We start from the raw sequence: 19673 nt of genomic DNA on the forward strand, positions 1-19673 counted from the left end.
AAAACCAAAAATGGTTTCCAAGCATTGTTAAAAGGTATCTTACCTTCGAATAAAATAGGGGTAAGAAGCGAACGCAGGGAACTGAAACATCTAAGTACCTGCAGGAAAGGACATCAACCGAGACTCCGTAAGTAGTGGCGAGCGAACACGGACCAGGCCAGTGGCAATCAGGAATAAAGCCGAACGCTTTGGAAAAGGCGGCCGTAGCGGGTGATAGCCCCGTAGGCGTAGAACACTGATTGTCCTAGAGTAGGGCGGGACACGTGAAATCCTGTCTGAACATGGGGAGACCACTCTCCAAGCCTAAGTACTCGTGCATGACCGATAGCGAACAAGTACCGTGAGGGAAAGGTGAAAAGCACCCCGACAAGGGGAGTGAAATAGAACCTGAAACCGGATGCCTACAAACAGTCGGAGGGGGCAACCCTGACGGCGTACCTTTTGTATAATGGGTCAACGACTTAGTGTAACTAGCAAGCTTAAGCCGGTAGGTGTAGGCGCAGCGAAAGCGAGTCTGAACAGGGCGTTCAGTTAGTTGCATTAGACCCGAAACCGAGTGATCTAGCCATGAGCAGGTTGAAGGTTGGGTAACACCAACTGGAGGACCGAACCCGCATCTGTTGCAATAGATTGGGATGACTTGTGGCTAGGGGTGAAAGGCCAATCAAACTCGGAAATAGCTGGTTCTCCGCGAAAACTATTTAGGTAGTGCGTCGATCGAATACCCCGGGGGGTAGAGCACTGGATGGGCTATGGGGACTCACCGTCTTACTGATCCTAACCAAACTCCGAATACCCGGGAGTACTAATCGGCAGACACACGGCGGGTGCTAACGTCCGTCGTGAAAAGGGAAACAACCCTGACCTCCAGCTAAGGTCCCCAAGTCATGGCTAAGTGGGAAAGGATGTGAGGATCCCAAAACAACCAGGATGTTGGCTTAGAAGCAGCCATCATTTAAAGAAAGCGTAACAGCTCACTGGTCTAATTAAGGGTCTTTGCGCCGAAAATGTAACGGGGCTAAAGCCATGCACCGAAGCTGAGGATACGTGACTTGTCACGTGTGGTAGCGGAGCGTTCCGTAAGTCTGTGAAGGAGGACCCGTGAGGGCCTCTGGAGATATCGGAAGTGCGAATGTTGACATGAGTAACGATAAAGAGGGTGAGAGACCCTCTCGCCGAAAGACCAAGGGTTCCTGCTTAAAGTTAATCTGAGCAGGGTTAGCCGGCCCCTAAGCCGAGGCAGAAATGCGTAGGTGATGGGAACCACGTTAATATTCGTGGGCCTGGTGGTAGTGACGGATCGCAAAAATTGTTCAACCTTATTGGATTGGTTGGGCAGTGGGGCGGTTCCAGGAAATAGCTCCACCGTATAGACCGTACCCGAAACCGACACAGGTGGTCAGGTAGAGTATACCAAGGCGCTTGAGAGAACTATGTTGAAGGAACTCGGCAAATTGCACGCGTAACTTCGGAAGAAGCGTGACCCCATTTTGGGCAACCATAATGGGGTGGCACAGACCAGGGGGTAGCGACTGTTTATCAAAAACACAGGGCTCTGCGAAGTCTAAAGACGACGTATAGGGTCTGACGCCTGCCCGGTGCTGGAAGGTTAAGAGGAGAGGTGCAAGCTTTGAATCGAAGCCCCAGTAAACGGCGGCCGTAACTATAACGGTCCTAAGGTAGCGAAATTCCTTGTCGGGTAAGTTCCGACCTGCACGAATGGCGTAACGACTTCCCCGCTGTCTCCAACATAGACTCAGTGAAATTGAATTCCCCGTGAAGATGCGGGGTTCCTGCGGTCAGACGGAAAGACCCCGTGCACCTTTACTATAGCTTTACACTGGCATTCGTGTCGGCATGTGTAGGATAGGTGGTAGGCTTTGAAGCGGGGACGCCAGTTCTCGTGGAGCCATCCTTGAAATACCACCCTTATCGTCATGGATGTCTAACCGCGGTCCGTCATCCGGATCCGGGACAGTGTATGGTGGGTAGTTTGACTGGGGCGGTCGCCTCCGAAAGAGTAACGGAGGCGCGCGATGGTGGGCTCAGACCGGTCGGAAATCGGTCGTCGAGTGCAATGGCATAAGCCCGCCTGACTGCGAGACTGACAAGTCGAGCAGAGACGAAAGTCGGTCATAGTGATCCGGTGGTCCCGCGTGGAAGGGCCATCGCTCAACGGATAAAAGGTACGCCGGGGATAACAGGCTGATGACCCCCAAGAGTCCATATCGACGGGGTTGTTTGGCACCTCGATGTCGGCTCATCGCATCCTGGGGCTGGAGCAGGTCCCAAGGGTTTGGCTGTTCGCCAATTAAAGCGGTACGTGAGCTGGGTTCAGAACGTCGTGAGACAGTTCGGTCCCTATCTGCCGTGGGTGTAGGAATATTGACAGGATCTGTCCCTAGTACGAGAGGACCGGGATGGACATATCTCTGGTGGACCTGTTGTCCTGCCAAGGGCATAGCAGGGTAGCTATATATGGAATGGATAACCGCTGAAGGCATCTAAGCGGGAAACCAACCTGAAAACGAGTATTCCCTATCAGGGCCGTGGAAGACGACCACGTTGATAGGCCGGGTGTGGACGTGCAGCAATGCATGAAGCTTACCGGTACTAATCGCCCGATTGGCTTGATCGTTCTCATTGACCATGCTCATCAAGCTTTGCTTGATGATGCCAAGACCTTAGTCCTGACGCTGTCGCATCCTTCGGATGCTGTGCTGCGGACGGCCCGCCAAACGATTGGCGACGGCCTCTGGCCTGTATGGGTGCCTCAAGCGCTCGTCGGGTCCGGAAAGGTTCAAACGACGTGTTCAAAGACTAAAAATGAGGTTCGCCTCAACCAGCTTCTCAAATGTTGCGCTTCGCTGACCTGGTGGTCATTGCGGGGCGGCCGCACCCGTTCCCATTCCGAACACGGCCGTGAAACGCCCCTGCGCCAATGGTACTCCGTCTCAAGACGCGGGAGAGTAGGTCGCTGCCAGGTCTGCAAAACGCAACATATCTTCTCGATCCACGAAACCAAACGGCCCTTGAAGCCGATCTCAAGGGCCGCCCACAAGCGGCCCTTTCGTCGTTTGACGGAAACTTGCAGTACGTCCCTTACGCGAGACAAATCGCCTTCGGCAATTTGCTCGCCAGCAGGCATAACCGCAAAAGCGGTTACGCCACCGCGATAAATCCCAAAGGGATTTGCGCATCGCTATTTTGCCTTCGGCAAAAAGCTCTCAGGTCGACGGTTCCCGTCGCCTGTACAACGCGGGGTGGAGCAGCCCGGTAGCTCGTCAGGCTCATAACCTGAAGGCCGCAGGTTCAAATCCTGCCCCCGCAACCAACGACACTTGTAAATTCTCCCACTCGGGGAATTTCCTCAGAAGCTCCTCCGCGTAAGCGTCGAGGAGCTTTTTGCGTTTCTGCTCCGTGTCGATAGAGACCCGGAAGGCCTTTTTCCCGCAACGGTACGGCAAATAGTCTTCTCGACCGACCTCAACGTAAAGCGTTCCGGCTGTATCCCTGGGTCCAGCCGGCCTTGCCGTACTTAAAAGAAGTGAGCGCCTGTGGGACGAGGTGCGAGACGATCCCGGTCCTAACGAACCGCCTCCGCGCGCCAGCCTCGTCTCGCGTGAACGTAACAGACGTATCATCGCTCGGCACCACGGAGACGCGGTCTGTCTGCAGGATGCGAGACCGGCGGCGCAGAGCGTGGCCGAGATGCGCAGGCACAGGAACCGCGAAAAATTCTACGCCTGATTAATCCATATAAGCATGAATTTAAGGTGTTTACTCAACTTGCAAACACCTAAGCACATGAAATACAATGTATCTTTCAAAAAAGTCTCTATAAAAATATCAGTTGACATATTACGGTAGATACCGGAGGCTTGTCGTGATTATCGAGATAGGCTTCTGATGAAAATTCTTGTTCTCAATCCGAACAGTTCGGCGAAGGTGACCGAGGCTATCGCGGCGAGCATCGCGCCGTTGCAGGCGGTGACGAAACACACGATCGTATGCGATCGTCTACCCGATGCGCCGATCGGCATCGAGACCGATGAGGATGTGGCGCTTGTCGCGCCTATGGTCGTCGACGCGATCGCTTCAAGCGATGCGGATGCCTTCGTCGTAGCCTGCTTTTCCGATCCCGGTGTTACTGCGTCGCGAGCGGCGACGAGCCGACCAGTGGTCGGCATCGCGGAGGCTGCATACTATGCTGCACTGCAGCTCGCACCGCGCTTCGGCGTCGTCTCGCTCGGGGCTTCTTCGGTGGCGCGCCATGCGGCCCATATCGAACGGCTGGGCCTGACTGCGCGTCTCGCAGCGGACAGGGCTGTCAACATGTCCGTGGCGGAAGCGAACGACCTGAACCTGGCCGGCACATCGGTCGCGCGCACCGCCAAGGTCATGGCGGAAACGGACGGTGCCGGTGTCGTGATCCTCGGCTGCGCCGGTATGGGCGGTCATCGTCCCGTGCTGCAGCAGGAGTTGGGCGTGCCGGTCGTCGATCCCGTTCAGGCGGCCGTTGCGGCCGCGATCAACGCGCTCGATCTCCAATATTTTGCTAAGGGTTGATCCGATGGAGCTTGTCGTCAAGGGTCGCGTTGTGGTGCCGGATGGCACCTTGGAAAACGGCTGGGTGGCAATCTCCGGCGGTCGCATAGCCGCTGTCGGTACGGGCAAAGCGCCCTCAGCCGCGCGCATCGACGACCGTGGGAATGCGCTCATCCTCCCCGGTGCGGTAGATGGCCAAACCCATGCAACGAGCTACAAGGGCCTCCCCGGCATCGCCGACACGACGCGGTCGGCGATCGCAGGAGGGGTCACCACGCTGGTCGACATGCCTTATGACAATCCGGAGCCGCTTGATCGGCCGGAGCGTCTGGATGCCAAGGTCGCAGCGATCGCAGCGCATTCTCATGCCGACATGGCGCTTTATGGAACGGCGACCCGTGAGACGGGCACGGCCAACCTGGCGGCGCTGATAGAAGGCGGCGTGGTCGCCTTCAAAATCTCGTCGTTCGAGAGCAATCCCGTGCGCTTCCCGCGGATCGCCGAGGACCTCACGCTCGACCTGATGGAGTCGCTGGCTTCGACGCGCATTCCGCTCGGGCTGCACAATGAGGATCAGGAGATCGTCATGGCCCGCATCGCGCAGGCGAAGGCGGCTGGCCGCAACGGGATCGTCGCGCATGCGCAAGCACGGCCGGAGGCGGCCGAACTGGCGGCGACCGGCCAGTTCCTGGCTCTCGGCCTTGCAAGCGGGGCGCATGTCCATCCGGTCCATCTGACGACGGAAGCGGGCTTTCGCCTGACCGGAGCGGTCGCCGGACTTGGTGCCGCGGCAACAGGCGAGCTTTGCGTCCATTATCTCTGGCTGGATGCCGCGCGCGACGGCGATCGGCTCGGAGCGCGGATGAAGGTGAACCCGCCCATTCGTTCGGCTGCGATCGATGGCTTGTGGCAGTCGATTACCGACGACCTCGTGGCATTCGTTTCCTCCGATCATTCAAGCTGGCCGATCGACAACAAGCTGACCGACTCGATCTTCGATGCAGGTGCAGGCGTTCCAGGCCTCGAGACACTCTTCCCGGCGTTCTTCACGGCTGCCGAAGCGCGTGGCTTCGACGCTGCGCGCCTCAGTGCCGAATATCTGGCTGAGCGTCCCGCCCGCTTCTTCGGCATCGACGACCGCAAGGGCGCGATCGCCGTAGGCCGCGATGCCGATCTGGTCGCGCTCGAACAGGGTTCGTTCGTCTGGGACGAGGCGGCCTCTCATGACGGCCTGAACTGGAGCCCCTTCCACGGCGAGACCTTCACGGTCCGCGTGGCGGCAAGCTGGCTGCGCGGACAGCTCGTCTGGGACGGCAAGGACATTCTCAACAGCCCCGGCAGCGGACAATTCGTACCGCGCGCCACCGCCGGCTGGTATGCGACCGAAAAGGACTGACGATGGCACGTCTTGACGAAAAGGTGCGCGGTGTCTTCGTGATCTCGGTCACGCCGTTCCAGGATGACGGATCGCTCGATCTGGATAGCCTCGACCGCGTGACGGACTTCTACCTTGAGGCAGGTGCCGATGGCCTGACCGTTCTCGGCATGATGGGCGAAGCGCCCAAGCTGACGGGCGCCGAGTCCCGGCAGGTCATCCAGCGCGTCATCGCACGGGCGCAGGGCAAGCCGGTCGTGGTTGGCGTCTCGTCGCCCGGTCTTGCGGCCTTGGCCGAAGTCAGCCACGAGGCGATGGCACAGGGTGCTGCCGGCGTGATGATCGCGCCGCCGATGAGCCTGCGCACGGACGCGCAGATCCTGAACTACTACCGGCAGGCCTGTGGCTTCCTGGGCAGGGACGTGCCGGTCGTCCTTCAGGACTTTCCGCTGGCGACGACGGTGCAGATCAGCGACGAACTTTTGGGCCGTCTGATCGACGACCTGCCGCAGATCGTCATGCTCAAGCACGAGGACTGGCCGGGCCTGTCGAAAATCTCGAAGCTTCGAGATGCGGAAAAGAGGGGTCGTCGGCGCATTTCCGTGCTTTGCGGCAATGGTGGCGTTTTCCTGCCGGAAGAGGTCGCGCGCGGCGCCGATGGCGCCATGACCGGCTTCGGTTTCCCGGAAATGCTGGTGCAGGTCACCGATTTGGCAGGCCGCGGCGAGATGGATCGCGCCCAGGACCTCTTCGATGCCTACCTGCCGCTCGTCCGGTACGAACAGCAGCCCGGCGTCGGGCTTGCGGTTCGCAAATACGTGCTGGCCAAGCGAGGCGCCATAGCCTCGGCCGCGCAACGCCAGCCCGGCGCGCAGCTGGATGCGCTGGCGCGGGCCGAAGTGGAGCGGCTGCTTCGCCGCCAGGAGAGACGCCTCGCGGAGCTGGGCTGATGGATTACGGATTTACCGGGCGCAAGCCGCCGGTTCCTGGTGCAAGCTGCGGCTTTGGCGCGGCGCGCAATACGTGGAAATAAATCAGTAAGTAAAATCGAACCAACAAAAAGGGGAATGACATGATGAAAAAAACACTGTGCCTTGCTTTCCTTGCCATGATGACGACCTCCGCGCTGGCGGAACCGACCCTCACCAAGGGAAAGATCTCGTTTGCCGCAGATTTCGCCGCGGCTCCGAACCAGTTCATCCGCACCGATGGCCAGAAGGACGGCCTCAATGTGGACATGTGCGGTGAGATCGGAAAACGCCTCGGGCAGGAAGTCGAATGGACCAACCTTGCGTTTCCCGGTCTGGTCCCTGGCCTCCAGGCAAAGCGCTTCGACAGCCTCTGCACCGCGATCTTCATCAACCCGGATCGTCTGAAGATCATGAACATGATCGCATACGTCCAGTGGGGCGAGGGCCTAATGGTGCCGAAGGGCAATCCGGGCGGCATTTCGTGCGAAGGTAAGATCGGCGTGCCCGCGAGCTACAATGCCTGCTTCGACGGCCTGGCCGGCAAAGTCGTCTCGGTAGCAGCCGGCGGTACGACCAACAAGAACCTGCAGGCGCAGAGCGACCGCATGGTCGCCGCCGGAAAGAAGGCGATCGATATCCGCGCCTTCGATTCCAACTCGGAAGCCATCCAGGCGGCCGTGACCAAGCAGGTCGATGCGGCCTACCTGAACGACCCGCAGGCAGCCTATTACATCTCCACCAGCAAGGCGCCCTTCGACATGGCGTTCACCGGTAACGCGGCCAACCGCCTTGCGATCACGACGCTGAAGGACAATACCGAGCTGGCGAACATGATCGTCAAGGCGCTCGAAGCGATGCGCGCGGATGGCACCTACAACAAGATCGTCGAGAAGTGGGGCGTGGCTCCGGTCGATGCATTCGTCCTCAACCCGCAGTAATCTGATATAGGTTGACGATGCAGTTCTCGGTCGAGACATTCCTGCATTATCTGGCCCAGCCACGGTTTGCCACCGTGGCTGGCGTCACCCTGCTGGTGGCGATCGCGGCGCAAGCGATCGGAACCGTGATCGGGTTGATTTTGGCGCTGTGTGCCCTGTCGCGGCACAGGGCCTTGCGGATATTCTCAGGGACCTGGGTCTGGCTTTGGCGTGGCACGCCGCCACTGGTCCAGCTTTTCCTTCTCTATTTCGGCTTGCCCCAGCTCGGCATCCGGCTCGGGGTGCTGGAGGCCGGACTGATCGGCCTCGGCTGCTACTCGGGCGCCTACATGTCCGAGATCATACGTGGTGCATTGCAGAGCGTGCCCCCAGATCAGATGCAGGCCGCCCGGGCGATGGGCATGAGTTGGCTCGGAGCCATGCTGCACGTGATCTTGCCGCAATCGGTGCGGTTGATCCTGCCGCCGTTCGGCAACGAATTTTCCTCGATGATGCGCACCACATCGCTTCTTTCGGTCATTTCCTTCAGCGAGCTTCTGCGTGTCACGCGAACCGCCATCAACGAAACCTATGCTGTCATCGAGCTCTATGCGGTTGCCGCTTTCTGGTACCTGCTGATGTATTCCGCCTGGATCATCGTGCAGAGCCAGCTCGAGCGCTACGCAGCAGCAGGCAGCGTCAAACGAAACATGACCAACGTCGCGGCCCCGGCGACCAAGGGTTGAGACACTCGTATTCCGGAGAAACTGAATGAAGACCGCTGTTCTGTTCGGTGTCGGCGCCATGGGCGGGCGACTGCTGCGTGTACTCGAAGCCGACTATCCGTCCGTCGAGATAGTTGCCGCCATCGATATCGATGCCGCCAAGGTCGGCCGCACGCTGGCCGACGTCACGGGCTACCAGCGTTTCGGCAGCGTAAAGATTGTCGGCGATCTCGCTACGGCGCTCGCCGGAATTTCAGGGAAGCCGGACGTGCTGGTGCATATGACGGAGTCCAAGCCTCACCTTATTAGGGAGCAACTGCTCGATGCCCTGAATGCGGGCCTCAATGTCGTGTCGGCTGCCGAATCCATGTTCTATCCCGGCCTTCGCTATGGCGAGTTTGCTGAAGCGCTGGACAGCGCGGCGCGGGCCAACGGCGTGTCGATCACCGGCACCGGCATCAATCCCGGGTTTTCCTACGATGTGCTTCCGCTGGTTCTGGCGCGCGGCACCAGCGCTGTGAAGCGCCTGACCATCCATCGCTGCATCGACGTCACCGGCACGGGGCCGGGGGATATCGAGCATGTCGGATACGGCCTGACGCCCGAGGAGTTCAACCGCCGCATCGCCAATGGTCGCGTCGAGGGTCACATGGGTGCTCCGGAATCGCTGACCCGCATCGCAGATGCCCTCAATCTGGAGATCGACGAGATCACCGAGGCCTGGGATCTCGAGACGGCCGATTTCGAAGTCGATAGCGGCGATCCGACGCTTGGCATCCTGCCGCCCGGTCGTGTCATCGGCATCACCCAGCGTGCCCGGGCGCTGCATCAGGGCAGGGAGGTGCTCAGCACCTCTCTTGCCATGTACTACCAGCCGGAAAAGTTCAACCTCGTCGAGGAAGATCGGATCGAGATCGACGGCGCGATGCCTGTCAAAATGTCGATCAAGCCTGCCATGCAGTCGCTGTTCGGCGCGGCCAACATCATGGCCAACACGATCGTGCCGCTGGCCGAGGCCGGGCCGGGTCTCGTGTCGCCGCTGGATCTGCCTACAGGCGGCACCGTGCGCGGCGTTTTGCGCTACGCGGTGGATCCGTCGCGCCAAACCAGGCCCGGTTACCTGCCGGTGACGAGAAAGGTCTGATTTCGTGGGTTTTGACACCGGCATATTCCTGGATATCCTTCAGTCGCCTCTGTTGCTGAAGGCGGCCTGGGTGACGATCTGGGTTGCCGTCGTCGCTCAGACGATTGGAACGGTCCTCGGCTTCGTCCTGGCAGGCATGCTGGCGGCGCCCAAGCTGCTGCGCTGGCCGGCACTCGGCTTCATTTGGATGTTCAAGGGCACACCGCTGCTCGCACAGATCCTGTTCTTTTACTCCGCACTGCCGCAGATGGGCGTTCCCTTGAGCCTGATCGCCACCGGCCTGCTGTCACTGGGTCTGAACGAAGGCGCTCGCATGGCCGATATCGTGCGCGGCGGCCTAATGTCCGTCTCGCGCGATCAGCGCGAGGCAGGCCTGGCGCTGGGGCTGCATCATTGGCAAATTTTCCTCAAGGTGGTGTTCCCGCAGGCGATACGGGCAATCATACCGCCGCTCGGAAACAATTTCAGTTACATGATCAAGGCCACGTCGCTGCTCGCGGCCATCTCTTTCGCCGAGCTCCTGCGCGTCTCCCAGCAACTCGCCCAATCGACCACCCGCGCGCTGGAAGTCTATCTGGCCGTCGCACTCTGGTATCTCGTCATCCTGACGATCTGGACGCTCATACAGCACCGGATCGAAAAGGCGGTCGCGCTGAAGACGTCCAGTCACGTATCCGCACCTCCGCCGATCGTCGAGCGCACCGTAGTGCGAGGCGATCCGGGACCGGATGCGCCTTCTCGTCGCGACCCGGTGCTCGAGGCGCGCAACCTCACCCGCAGCTTCGGGCCGATCAAGGGACTGGACGATGTCTCGCTTTCTGTCGGCAGAGGCGAAGTCGTGGTGGTCCTCGGTCCGTCGGGGTCGGGCAAAAGTACGTTGCTGCGCGCGCTGAACTGGATCGAGCCTGCGGATAGCGGCGATGTCCTGCTTGCGGGCGAAAGTCTGCCCTGGGCCGATGCGGCCCGCCGTATCGCTCGCCCGGAGCACATGCTGGACAAGCGTCGCCGTCGCCTCGGCATGGTGTTCCAGAGTTTTGCGCTGTTTCCCACGATGACGGCTCGGCAGAACGTGGCTTTAGGCCCTCGCAGGCTGCTCGGCATTCCGAAGACGCAGGCGCTTGCTGCCGCGGACAGACTGCTCGACAAGGTCGGGCTCAAGGACAAGCTGCACTCCTATCCCGTGGAATTGTCTGGTGGGCAGCGCCAGCGCGTCGCCATTGCGCGGGCGTTGTCGATGAAGCCTGATGCCGTGCTCTTCGATGAACCGACATCCGCCTTGGACCCGGAATCCGTCGGAGGCGTCCTGGGCGTGATGGCGGATTTGGCCGGACAAGGTTTGACGATGGTGATCGTGACACACGAGATTGGATTTGCCCGGCGAATCGCCGACCGCATCGCCTATATGGAGCGCGGTCGCCTGTTGATGGATCTCCCGCGCGATCAGGCTTTTGGCGATGATGCGCCGGATTACTTCCGCGCTTTTCTGTCTCGCGAAGGATAATCAGGGATAAGCCATGTGGAATTGGCCATCGGGTAAAAACGCCGCCTTTCGATTGTGTTTTGTACATGCATATCTGCCGGAGCGATCGTCGGGTTGCGGGCTGAAAGGCCGACTTACAGATAGGAGAGCCCATGGCTGAGGTAACAGCAATCAAAAAGAAACGTCGGGTGGTGCAGCCGGCAAAGCCGGCATCGCTGATGGAACAGGTTCACGATGCGCTGCGAACCCAGATTCTGACATGCGCAATCCGTCCGGGTCAGGAACTGAACGAAGCTGAAATCGCGGAGCGCTTCAATATATCCAAGACGCCGGCCCGCGAAGCGTTGGCCGCCCTGCGGCAGGAGGGACTGGTCAGATCTTTTCCGCGCCGCGGCTACCAGGTCACGCCGATCACGTTTGCGGACATGGACGAACTGTTCGACGTGCGAACCATTCTGGAAGCAGGCGCCGCCGAACTCGCCTGCACCCGGCTGACGGGGGAGCAGATAGATCGTCTGAACTCCCTTGCAGATGCCACCTATAATCAAGGCGAGCAACTCAGTCTCGCTACGTTCATAAGGTCCAACCGTGAATTCCACGTGGCGATTGCGGAAGCGACCGGTAATGGAAGGCTCGTCCAGCTACTGACCCATCAGATCGATGCGCTTGAACGTTTCTTCTATCTCGGCGCCCAATTGCGGGACGTGAACAACGAGACCAGCGTTTCGCACCACCAGATCGTGGAAACCCTTGCCCGTCGTGACCAGGCGGCTGCACGGGAAATCATGATCCGTCACAACGAGCAGACCCGTCAGGGCCTTTTCCAGGCGCTCGCGACAGGGCGGGGATACGACCTGATTAACCTCTAGCGCGAGGCCAAGGTCCCGCATGAGCAGGAATGATGATGGAAATCGGGTCATTGTGGGAGGCGATCACGCCAGCCGCACCCAAATGCGCAAAGTTGACGGACGCGATCACCGCTGATGTGGTCGTCGTGGGTGCGGGCTTCCTCGGCCTTTCATCCGCCCTGCATGCCGCCAAGGCGGGGCTCGACGTGGTTCTGCTCGAAAGTCATCAGCCTGGCTTCGGCGCATCTGGGCGCAATACCGGCTTCGTGGTTCCGAGCCTCAAGACATCGCTGGGGCCTGCCGAGGTCGTGGCAGCGCTAGGCGCCGATCACGCCGGGCGCCTGCTGAAACTCGTGGCGGGCTCTGGCCGGGCGGTGTTCGATCTGATTAGTCGCTACGATATCGATTGCGATGCAGTCCAGAACGGCTGGTTGCAACCCGCACATTCGCGCGCGGCAGAGGAGGTGCTTCATGGCCGCATGCCACGGCTGGTGGCCGCCGGCGTCGATGCCGAATGGCTCGATCGCGATGCCATGCTCAAGCGCACCGGACTTCCATCGCTGCATGGCGGAATCCGCGTGGCTTCCGGTGGTCAGATCACGCCGCTGGCCTATGCGTACGGGCTCGCGCGTGCCGCCATATCAGCGGGAGTGCGACTGTTCGGCGATAGTCCCGTAAAGAGCATCGAACCCGATGGGCAGGGTTGGCGCGTGCGGACTGCCGCTGGCGAGGTTCGCGCCCGTCGCGTGCTCATGACCACCAACGCGCTGATCGGCAACCTGTTGCCGGAGCTGCGCGCATCGATCATTCCCGCGCGAGTGTTCCAGATCGCTACCCAACCGCTGCCGCGGCCTCTTCGCGAGACCCTGTTGCCTGACATGGCCCCGGTTGCCGATACGCGCCGTCATACCTTCGCATTGCGCTGGTCTCCGGACGGCCGACTGGTGACCGGGGGCATGGTGCCGCCGCTGCCTGGACGAATGGCGTTGGCCCGTAGGCTTTTTGCAAATCGTCTTCGCCGCATGGTTCCGGACCTTACGGAAGTCAGAGTGGAATATTCATGGACCGGGATGATTGCCGGCACGCTGGATTTCCTGCCGCGGATGATGCGCATCAAGCCGGGCATCGACGCGGTGATTGGCTGCAACGGCCGCGGCGTAGCGCTGACGACGGCTCTCGGACGAGAAATTGGTCCCTGGCTTGCCGGCCGGATGGCGGATGCGGACCTGACCTTGCCGCTGACCGCGCCGCGGCCGATTCCCTTCAGCCGCATATCCGGACTTGGACCGCATCTCATCCTGCCGGTCTGGGAGGCCCGGGACGCTTTCGAAGCGCGGTTCCGATAGAGCCGCCACACGTCTGGAAATCCAATTTTCTGCGAACCAAGGAGTCATGACATGAGCGAAGAAGCGGTTGGCGGCAAGATCAAGTGGTCGCGCCAGGAACAGGTGGCGCTGACCTGGGTGCATCCGGGCCAGGAGTTCAGCCACCGGCTGATCACAAAGAAGCTGCATGGCTCGTCGATTTCATTCCACATCACCACTTACATGCCGCACTTCGACACCATGGTCGAAGGCGATGGCGTGCATGAGGTGATCCTCTATTGCCTGCATGGCTGGTCGAGACAGATCGTTGAGGAGACTGGCGAAGAGCACATCTTCAAGCCTGGCGATGCGATGTACCTGCCCGTCAATTACCGATACCGCCACATCATCGGCGAGGCCGGCCTCGTGATCGCCGTCTGCGCCAACCCTTCGAAAGAAGCGGGCGACATGTAATTTCCGTGCGGGCGGGGATAAGCTGCCGCCCGCTACTCCAGCCGCGAGGGTTCCGGACATGACAGGCATTGCACCCAGGCATTTTGCGCCGTCTTCATTCATATGGGCCGAATTGACGCGTGCGGAGCTGGCGGCGAAGCGGGATGCCGGTGCTTTGGTCGTCGTGCCGACGGGTGCGATCGAACAACACGGCGACTTCCTTCCCGTGGAGACAGATACGCTGCTTTCGGCCGCCGTTGCCGAACTCGCGGCAAGCCGCGTAACCAGGGTGGAAATTGTCGTGGCGCCCGCTGTTTCCGTTGGCTTCTCGCCGCATCACCTCAGCCATCCGGGCACGATCAGCCTACGGCTGGAAACTTATCTGGCGGTTCTTTCCGATACCGCGCGATCAATCCTGGATTCTGGGTTTCCGCGCGTCGTCTTCGTCAACGGTCACGGGGGCAACTCGGCGCCATTGCGCTCGCTCTGCGCCCAGATGGTGACCGACGGATATGCGGTTGGCATGGTCGATTATTTCGCACCGGGCGAGAGGGACTGGTTGCCGCTTCTGAAGGGCGCACTGCCGCGCACCGGCCATGCCTGCGAACAGGAGGCGGCGTTGACGATGGCATTGACCTCTCCGGAAGCGAGCGAACGGGTCCAATCAGCGATCAGGGGGCTTCCGGCGCGCCTAGTGCAGCCCTGGATCGCGCCGGGCCACACGGACGACCCGATCACCGCGTTCGGGGCAGGCTGGCCGCCGATCTTCCAGGCCGACGACTGCGGTTATTTCGGCGATCCGGCAAAGGCTACCATGGAAAACGGGGCTTTGATCCTCGAAGCGACGGTTGCGGGTCTGGCAGCATATTTGGAAGCGTTCGCATGCACACCGTTACGGCTGGGAACTGCTCGCGATCCCGCCACGCCGAAGCTGGCGAGAGAAATTCGAGGGCGGACGTAAGCAAGAATGATCGGGCCAATGCCACTGCCAGACGTGGTAGTCGCTTGACAGTCGTCGCGCACGCGATCACCATCTCACAATGGGGCTGCGATCACCCCACGAGGCGTCAGCCGAAGAATCGCGTCCATTCAACCCAAAACCAGGGAGGACGCGTTATGCCGTCATTTCTCGAAATTTCTCCTGAAAAGCTTAGCCGCCTTGTCGGTACGCCCGGCGCACCGCTCATCATCGACGTCCGCACGGACGAAGACTTCGCGCTCGATCCGCGGCGGGTACCGGGATCCGTCCGCCGCAAGCACGGGAATGTCACAGAATGGAGCGGAGCCATCGACGCCGAATCTGTCGTTGTCGTCTGCCAGAGGGGTGGCAAGCTTAGCCACGGCGTCGCCGCCTATCTCAGGCACGCAGGGCTGGCCGCCGAAAGCCTGGAAGGCGGCTTCGAGGCCTGGGCCGCCGGAGGGATGGCGGTTCCGGAGGACAAGCTGCCTCCCCGCGACGACCACGGTCGAACCGTCTGGGTCACGCGCGCTCGGCCGAAGATCGACCGTATCGCCTGTCCTTGGTTGATCCGGCGTTTCATCGATCCAGACGCATTGTTTCTCTATGTGCCGGCATCCGAGGTTTTGATGGTCGGCAGCCGGTTCGGTGCGACGCCCTTCGATATCGAGGATGTATTCTGGAGCCACCGGGGCGAGCTCTGCACGTTCGACGTCATGGTCGAGGAGTTCGGGCTGACCTGTGATGCCTTGCTGCGTCTTGCAACCATCGTCCGGGCGGCCGACACCGCGCGACCCGATCTTGCCCCAGAGGCGCCAGGGTTGCTGGCGGCGTCGCTTGGCCTGTCGCGGATGTATAACGATGATCTTGAGCAGCTTGAGGCTGGCATGCTTCTCTACGACGCCTTCTATCGCTGGTGCCGCGATGCTACCGAGGAGACCCACAACTGGCCTTCGGTGAAGAAGGGAGCTTAAAATGGCCGAGGTCATCAGAAATGCGTCCGCGGATCGCGAGAAAAGCGAATATATCCACGGAGTCTCCTTCGGTGAGGCCTTCAAGGTTTGGGTCCGTATCGCCGCTCTCAGTTTCGGCGGACCGGCTGGACAAATCGCCGTCATGCATCGGATCATTGTCGACGAGAAGCGGTGGATCGGCGAAAACCGCTTCCTCCATGCTCTCAACTACTGCATGCTTCTGCCCGGACCGGAAGCCCAGCAGCTCGCGATCTATATCGGCTGGCTGATGCACCGGACCGCGGGCGGACTGGTCGCAGGCATCCTGTTTGTGCTTCCCGGATTTCTGGCTATCCTTGGTCTGAGCTACATCTACGCCGCCTTCGGAAGCGTAGGCGTTGTCGCGGGACTGTTCTTTGGTCTGAAGGCGGCCGTTCTCGCGGTCGTTGTCCAAGCCGTCTTCCGGATCGGCAGCCGGGCCATCAAGAACAATGCCATGGTGGCGATCGCTGCTGCCGCCTTCGTCTCGATCTTCTTCCTGCATGTGCCGTTTCCGTTGATCGTTCTGACTGCGGGCATCGTCGGCTATTGCGGCAGCAGGTTCGGTCTTGCGTCTTTCAAGGTCGGGGGCGGCCACAAGACGGCCGGTGGCCCTACACTTTCGGACGCGGACTCGCTTCTCGGAGAGGGGACGCCGGCTCACGCACGCTCCAACCTCTCGTGGTCGCTTCGCATCTCGGCGGTTCTTCTCGCACTCTGGATCATACCCATCGGCTTATTGTGGTGGGTCCTGGGTTCGAATGACGTCTTCACCCAAATCGGTTTTTTCTTCAGCCAGATGGCAGTCGTCACCTTTGGCGGGGCCTATGCGGTTCTCGCTTATGTGGCGCAGGAGGCCGTCCAGCATTATGGATGGCTGAAGCCTGGGGAAATGCTCGATGGTCTTGGCATGGCAGAGACGACACCCGGACCGCTGATCATGGTGGTGCAGTTTGTCGGCTTCATGGGCGCCTTTCGCGATCCCGGAGCGCTCAACCCGATGATCGCGGCGACCCTCGGGGCCATCCTGACCACATGGGTCACCTTCGTTCCATGCTTCCTCTGGATATTCCTCGGCGCACCGTTCATCGAAAAGCTGCGTGGCAACATCGCGCTTGCCGGAGCGATGTCAGCGATCACCGCGGCGGTGGTCGGGGTCATCCTCAACCTCGCCATCTGGTTCGCGTTGCATACGTTGTTCGAAGAGGTCCACGTGGTCCGTCTGGGAGCGTTTTGGCTCGACATACCGGTCCTTGGGTCGATCGTCCTTCCGGCCGCTATCCTTTCGACCGCGGCCGCAGTTGCGATCTTTCGGTTCAGGGTTTCGGTGATTGCGACGCTGCTCGCCTGCGCACTGGCAGGCATGGCATGGACGTTCGCGAGATGAGCGGAAATATGGGAGCCGTGGCGTCCGAGGTCGAGTTTTTAGTTGCTTAGAGATATGCGGCGCTTAATGCATATGCATATCAGACGCCGCGAAATTGGACCGCAAAACAGACCCATGACCAACAGAGATTATTATTCGAAACTCGGTGGTTTGCCGCCGCAGACCGAACTTCTTTCCAGCAAGGCTGTTTTCACGACATCCTATGCCGTCATCCCCCGAACCGTCATGTCCGATATCGTGGCCAGCCTGCTTCCCCATTGGGAGGGAACCCGGGCATGGATCATCTCCCGCCCGATGACGGGGTTTTCGGAGACGTTCTCGCAATATATCGTGGAAGTTCAGCCCGGAGGCGGAAGCGACCGGCCGGAACCCAACGCGCGCGCCGAGGCGGCGATCTTCGTCGTCGAGGGCGAGACGTCGATCGAGTTCGCCGGAAGCGATCATGCGCTGAGGGCGGGCTCCTTTGCATATATCCCGGCCGGATCGCCGTGGAAGCTGCGCAATCGCGGCACGGCACCGGTCAAGTTCCACTGGGTTCGCAAGGCCTTTCAGGCGGTCGAGGGCCTGGAAGCTCCGCCGGCGGTCTTTACCCATGAAGATGAACATCCGATTTCATGGATGCCGGACACCGGCGACCGCTGGGGGACAACCCGTTTCGTCGACACTTCCGACGTCCGCTACGACATGCATCTCAACATCGTCACGTTGGAACCGGGCGCGACCATCCCCTTCATGGAAACGCATGTCATGGAGCATGGCCTCTACGTGCTCGAAGGCAAGGCGGTCTATCGGCTCAATCAGGATTGGGTCGAGGTCGAAGCCGGCGACTACATGTGGCTGCGCGCCTTCTGCCCGCAGGCCTGTTATGCGGGTGGTCCGGGACGTTTCCGCTATCTGCTCTACAAGGATGTCAACCGGCATACCCAGCTCTGGTAGTCGCTGGTTCCAACAGGCTCGAGCGGCGTCCTGTCATCGGGACGCCGCCGTCAGCCGAGTTCGAGAGTGGTAATCCCGAACACGCCCGGCATCCGCACCGCCGGCACCGGACCGCGATACATCCGCGCGGTCGTGAAGCCCTTCACGAAACGATTCGCCTCGAGATAGGCCGAAAATTCCGTCTGCAGGGCCGGGACGTCGACATGCATGGTTTCGTTGCCGATCTCCGCGGCGCAGGCGTTCAGCAGCTTTTGCGCGTCGTCGGCGGTCTGCGCAAACAACGGGCCGATCTTGTAACCGTCATGGCATTTGCGGCAGACCGCATAGCCGCAGACATTGCCGTCACGGATGATGACCTTGGCAGCCCGTGGCGGCTTCAGCCAGGCGGTCAGGAAAGCGCCGCGCTCCGCAGGGAAGAAAGCTTGGTCATAGCCAAGAACGGCAGGCACAAGATCATCGATGATCGCGGCCACACCCGCATCGCGGCTTCCGGCAAGACTGCCGCTCCAGCGAAACGTCTCGTAGGCCGGCTCGAAACCCATGCTGCGATAATTCGCCTGCTGTTCCGGCACGCCGTCGAGGCCGATCGTCCGGCTGTCGAGATGCGCCATGCCCGCATCCCAGACCTTTCTGCCAAAACCTTTGCCGCGAAAATCTGGGCGGGTGATGTAAAGGCCGATAAAGCCGAAATCGGAACCGTAGCGGACCGCGGATATGCCGGCCGCCATCTGGCCGTCCACGAAACAGCCGATGAAACCTTGAGGATCGGCGGCATGGAGAGCCGGCGCATCGACAAAGCCCGGATTCCAGCCCTCGATCCGCGCCCAGTCGACGAGCTGTTCGACCTCGAAGGAGGTGAGTGCGCGAATGGTAGGATGGGTTTTCATTTGGCGATGAGTTTCCCGGGCTCGAAATCTTCGAGCAGACCTTTATAGGGCTTGCGGACCGGCGAAGCATAAGCTCCTCGCTTGGCCGTCGACAAGCCCAATGTCACCAGCGCCTCGGCCTGTTTCACCGCTGCTGCGACGCCGTCGACCACAGGCACGCCGAACTCGCGGCGGAGTTCGGCCGTCAGATCGGCCATGCCGGCACAGCCGAGCACGATCGCCTCCGCCTTGTCGTCGCGCAGCGCCGTCGCGATCTCGCTGCGCAACCGGTCGCGGGCATTGGAATTCGGATCTTCCAGCGAGAGGACGGGAATATCGGCGGCCCTCACCTTGCATCGGCCGGACATGCCGTAGCGATGAACAAGATGTTCGAGCGGGAGGCGCGAGCGTTCCATGGTGGTGACGATGGTGAAACGCTGGGCGATGAAGGCGGTCGTAGCCAAAGCCGCTTCGCAGATGCCGACCACAGGAATATTGGCCAGCGCCCGTGCGGCGTCGAGGCCTGTATCGTCGAAGCACGCGATGATCGCCGCATCGGCACCGGCCTTTTCGCCCTTGGCAATCTCGATCAGCAGACCGGGTACTGCGAAGACCTCGTCATAATAGCCCTCGATCGAGACAGGCCCCATGGAGGAGGTGACGGCAAGGATTTCGGTGCCGGCATTGGCGACGCGCATGGCAGAATCGGCGATCGTCGCCGTCATGCTGGCGGTGGTATTCGGGTTTACGACAAGGATGCGCATTCTGT

Annotated in this window: 16 protein-coding genes, 1 tRNA gene and 2 rRNA genes (1 of these 19 only partly in view); 17 read left to right on the forward strand and 2 right to left on the reverse strand. The window is 60.6% G+C overall.

The window, feature by feature from the left end; translation table 11 throughout:
- From RG540_RS20315 to RG540_RS20395, 17 genes are all read left to right on the forward strand, one after another.
- Positions 1 to 2638 (forward strand): 23S ribosomal RNA (locus tag RG540_RS20315) (it extends 265 nt beyond the left edge of the window).
- Between the two features lie 233 nt (positions 2639 to 2871).
- Positions 2872 to 2986 (forward strand): 5S ribosomal RNA (rrf, locus tag RG540_RS20320).
- 271 nt (positions 2987 to 3257) lie between these two features.
- Positions 3258 to 3334 (forward strand) — tRNA-Met (locus RG540_RS20325).
- Positions 3335 to 3909: 575 nt separating this feature from the next.
- Positions 3910 to 4569: an aspartate/glutamate racemase family protein gene (locus tag RG540_RS20330; protein WP_038591716.1), complete on the forward strand. Its 660-nt coding sequence runs from the start codon at positions 3910 to 3912 to the stop codon at positions 4567 to 4569.
- Positions 4570 to 4573: 4 nt separating this feature from the next.
- Positions 4574 to 5944 carry a dihydroorotase gene (locus RG540_RS20335; protein ID WP_038591719.1) on the forward strand — a complete coding sequence of 457 codons (1371 nt, stop codon included), beginning with the start codon at positions 4574 to 4576 and terminating at the stop codon, positions 5942 to 5944.
- Between the two features lie 2 nt (positions 5945 to 5946).
- On the forward strand, positions 5947 to 6873 hold the full coding sequence (locus RG540_RS20340; RefSeq protein ID WP_038591722.1) for a dihydrodipicolinate synthase family protein: 927 nt from the start codon (positions 5947 to 5949) through the stop codon (positions 6871 to 6873).
- A 122-nt stretch (positions 6874 to 6995) separates the two neighbouring features.
- Complete coding sequence (locus tag RG540_RS20345) at positions 6996 to 7832, forward strand: ABC transporter substrate-binding protein (RefSeq protein ID WP_080724992.1); 837 nt, start codon at positions 6996 to 6998, stop codon at positions 7830 to 7832.
- Positions 7833 to 7849: 17 nt separating this feature from the next.
- Complete coding sequence (locus RG540_RS20350) at positions 7850 to 8557, forward strand: amino acid ABC transporter permease (RefSeq protein WP_046600484.1); 708 nt, start codon at positions 7850 to 7852, stop codon at positions 8555 to 8557.
- Between the two features lie 25 nt (positions 8558 to 8582).
- Positions 8583 to 9680: an NAD(P)H-dependent amine dehydrogenase family protein gene (locus RG540_RS20355; RefSeq protein WP_038591728.1), complete on the forward strand. Its 1098-nt coding sequence runs from the start codon at positions 8583 to 8585 to the stop codon at positions 9678 to 9680.
- A 4-nt stretch (positions 9681 to 9684) separates the two neighbouring features.
- Positions 9685 to 11181 (forward strand): amino acid ABC transporter permease/ATP-binding protein, encoded by a 1497-nt coding sequence (locus RG540_RS20360; protein ID WP_051909542.1) that lies wholly within the window; start codon positions 9685 to 9687, stop codon positions 11179 to 11181.
- Positions 11182 to 11312: 131 nt separating this feature from the next.
- The gene (locus tag RG540_RS20365; protein WP_046600483.1) at positions 11313 to 12029 is read left to right on the forward strand and encodes a GntR family transcriptional regulator; all 717 of its coding nucleotides are present in this window, start codon (positions 11313 to 11315) and stop codon (positions 12027 to 12029) included.
- Positions 12030 to 12058: 29 nt separating this feature from the next.
- On the forward strand, positions 12059 to 13354 hold the full coding sequence (locus tag RG540_RS20370) for an NAD(P)/FAD-dependent oxidoreductase (protein WP_038591731.1): 1296 nt from the start codon (positions 12059 to 12061) through the stop codon (positions 13352 to 13354).
- A gap of 51 nt (positions 13355 to 13405) precedes the next feature.
- Positions 13406 to 13786, forward strand: coding sequence for a cupin domain-containing protein (locus RG540_RS20375; protein ID WP_038591735.1), 381 nt, complete (start codon positions 13406 to 13408; stop codon positions 13784 to 13786).
- 58 nt (positions 13787 to 13844) lie between these two features.
- Positions 13845 to 14726 carry a creatininase family protein gene (locus RG540_RS20380; protein ID WP_038591738.1) on the forward strand — a complete coding sequence of 294 codons (882 nt, stop codon included), beginning with the start codon at positions 13845 to 13847 and terminating at the stop codon, positions 14724 to 14726.
- Between the two features lie 155 nt (positions 14727 to 14881).
- Positions 14882 to 15697: a chromate resistance protein ChrB domain-containing protein gene (locus RG540_RS20385; RefSeq protein WP_038591741.1), complete on the forward strand. Its 816-nt coding sequence runs from the start codon at positions 14882 to 14884 to the stop codon at positions 15695 to 15697.
- 1 nt (position 15698) lies between these two features.
- Entirely contained in the window at positions 15699 to 17102 is a 1404-nt protein-coding gene (gene chrA / locus RG540_RS20390; RefSeq protein WP_038591744.1) for a chromate efflux transporter, read from the forward strand.
- A gap of 114 nt (positions 17103 to 17216) precedes the next feature.
- A complete protein-coding gene (locus RG540_RS20395) occupies positions 17217 to 18038 on the forward strand; it encodes a bifunctional allantoicase/(S)-ureidoglycine aminohydrolase (protein ID WP_038591747.1) in 822 nt (273 codons plus the stop codon).
- 50 nt (positions 18039 to 18088) lie between these two features.
- Here the strand turns inward: RG540_RS20395 and RG540_RS20400 are convergent, their stop codons facing one another.
- Together RG540_RS20400 and RG540_RS20405 are read right to left on the reverse strand one after the other, a co-directional pair.
- On the reverse strand, positions 18089 to 18925 hold the full coding sequence (locus RG540_RS20400; protein ID WP_038591750.1) for a GNAT family N-acetyltransferase: 837 nt from the start codon (positions 18923 to 18925) through the stop codon (positions 18089 to 18091).
- Positions 18922 to 19668: an aspartate/glutamate racemase family protein gene (locus tag RG540_RS20405; RefSeq protein WP_038591753.1), complete on the reverse strand. Its 747-nt coding sequence runs from the start codon at positions 19666 to 19668 to the stop codon at positions 18922 to 18924. The genes RG540_RS20400 and RG540_RS20405 overlap by 4 nt, the downstream gene beginning before the upstream one ends.
- Positions 19669 to 19673: the final 5 nt, after the last annotated feature.

Origin of the sequence: Neorhizobium galegae bv. orientalis str. HAMBI 540 (genome assembly GCF_000731315.1) — a bacterium.
Classification (GTDB): domain Bacteria; phylum Pseudomonadota; class Alphaproteobacteria; order Rhizobiales; family Rhizobiaceae; genus Neorhizobium; species Neorhizobium galegae.

Excerpts from the sequence above, each read along its gene's own strand:
- RG540_RS20330 (WP_038591716.1), top strand. The coding sequence starts at position 3,910 with ATGAAAATTCTTGTTCTCAATCCGAACAGTTCGGCGAAGGTGACCGAG.
- RG540_RS20335 (WP_038591719.1), top strand. The coding sequence starts at position 4,574 with ATGGAGCTTGTCGTCAAGGGTCGCGTTGTGGTGCCGGATGGCACCTTG.
- RG540_RS20340 (WP_038591722.1), top strand. The coding sequence starts at position 5,947 with ATGGCACGTCTTGACGAAAAGGTGCGCGGTGTCTTCGTGATCTCGGTC.
- RG540_RS20345 (WP_080724992.1), top strand. The coding sequence starts at position 6,996 with ATGATGAAAAAAACACTGTGCCTTGCTTTCCTTGCCATGATGACGACC.
- RG540_RS20350 (WP_046600484.1), top strand. The coding sequence starts at position 7,850 with ATGCAGTTCTCGGTCGAGACATTCCTGCATTATCTGGCCCAGCCACGG.
- RG540_RS20355 (WP_038591728.1), top strand. The coding sequence starts at position 8,583 with ATGAAGACCGCTGTTCTGTTCGGTGTCGGCGCCATGGGCGGGCGACTG.
- RG540_RS20365 (WP_046600483.1), top strand. The coding sequence starts at position 11,313 with ATGGCTGAGGTAACAGCAATCAAAAAGAAACGTCGGGTGGTGCAGCCG.
- RG540_RS20370 (WP_038591731.1), top strand. The coding sequence starts at position 12,059 with ATGATGATGGAAATCGGGTCATTGTGGGAGGCGATCACGCCAGCCGCA.
- RG540_RS20375 (WP_038591735.1), top strand. The coding sequence starts at position 13,406 with ATGAGCGAAGAAGCGGTTGGCGGCAAGATCAAGTGGTCGCGCCAGGAA.
- RG540_RS20380 (WP_038591738.1), top strand. The coding sequence starts at position 13,845 with ATGACAGGCATTGCACCCAGGCATTTTGCGCCGTCTTCATTCATATGG.
- RG540_RS20385 (WP_038591741.1), top strand. The coding sequence starts at position 14,882 with ATGCCGTCATTTCTCGAAATTTCTCCTGAAAAGCTTAGCCGCCTTGTC.
- chrA (WP_038591744.1), top strand. The coding sequence starts at position 15,699 with ATGGCCGAGGTCATCAGAAATGCGTCCGCGGATCGCGAGAAAAGCGAA.
- RG540_RS20395 (WP_038591747.1), top strand. The coding sequence starts at position 17,217 with ATGACCAACAGAGATTATTATTCGAAACTCGGTGGTTTGCCGCCGCAG.
- RG540_RS20400 (WP_038591750.1), bottom strand. The coding sequence starts at position 18,925 with ATGAAAACCCATCCTACCATTCGCGCACTCACCTCCTTCGAGGTCGAA.
- RG540_RS20405 (WP_038591753.1), bottom strand. The coding sequence starts at position 19,668 with ATGCGCATCCTTGTCGTAAACCCGAATACCACCGCCAGCATGACGGCG.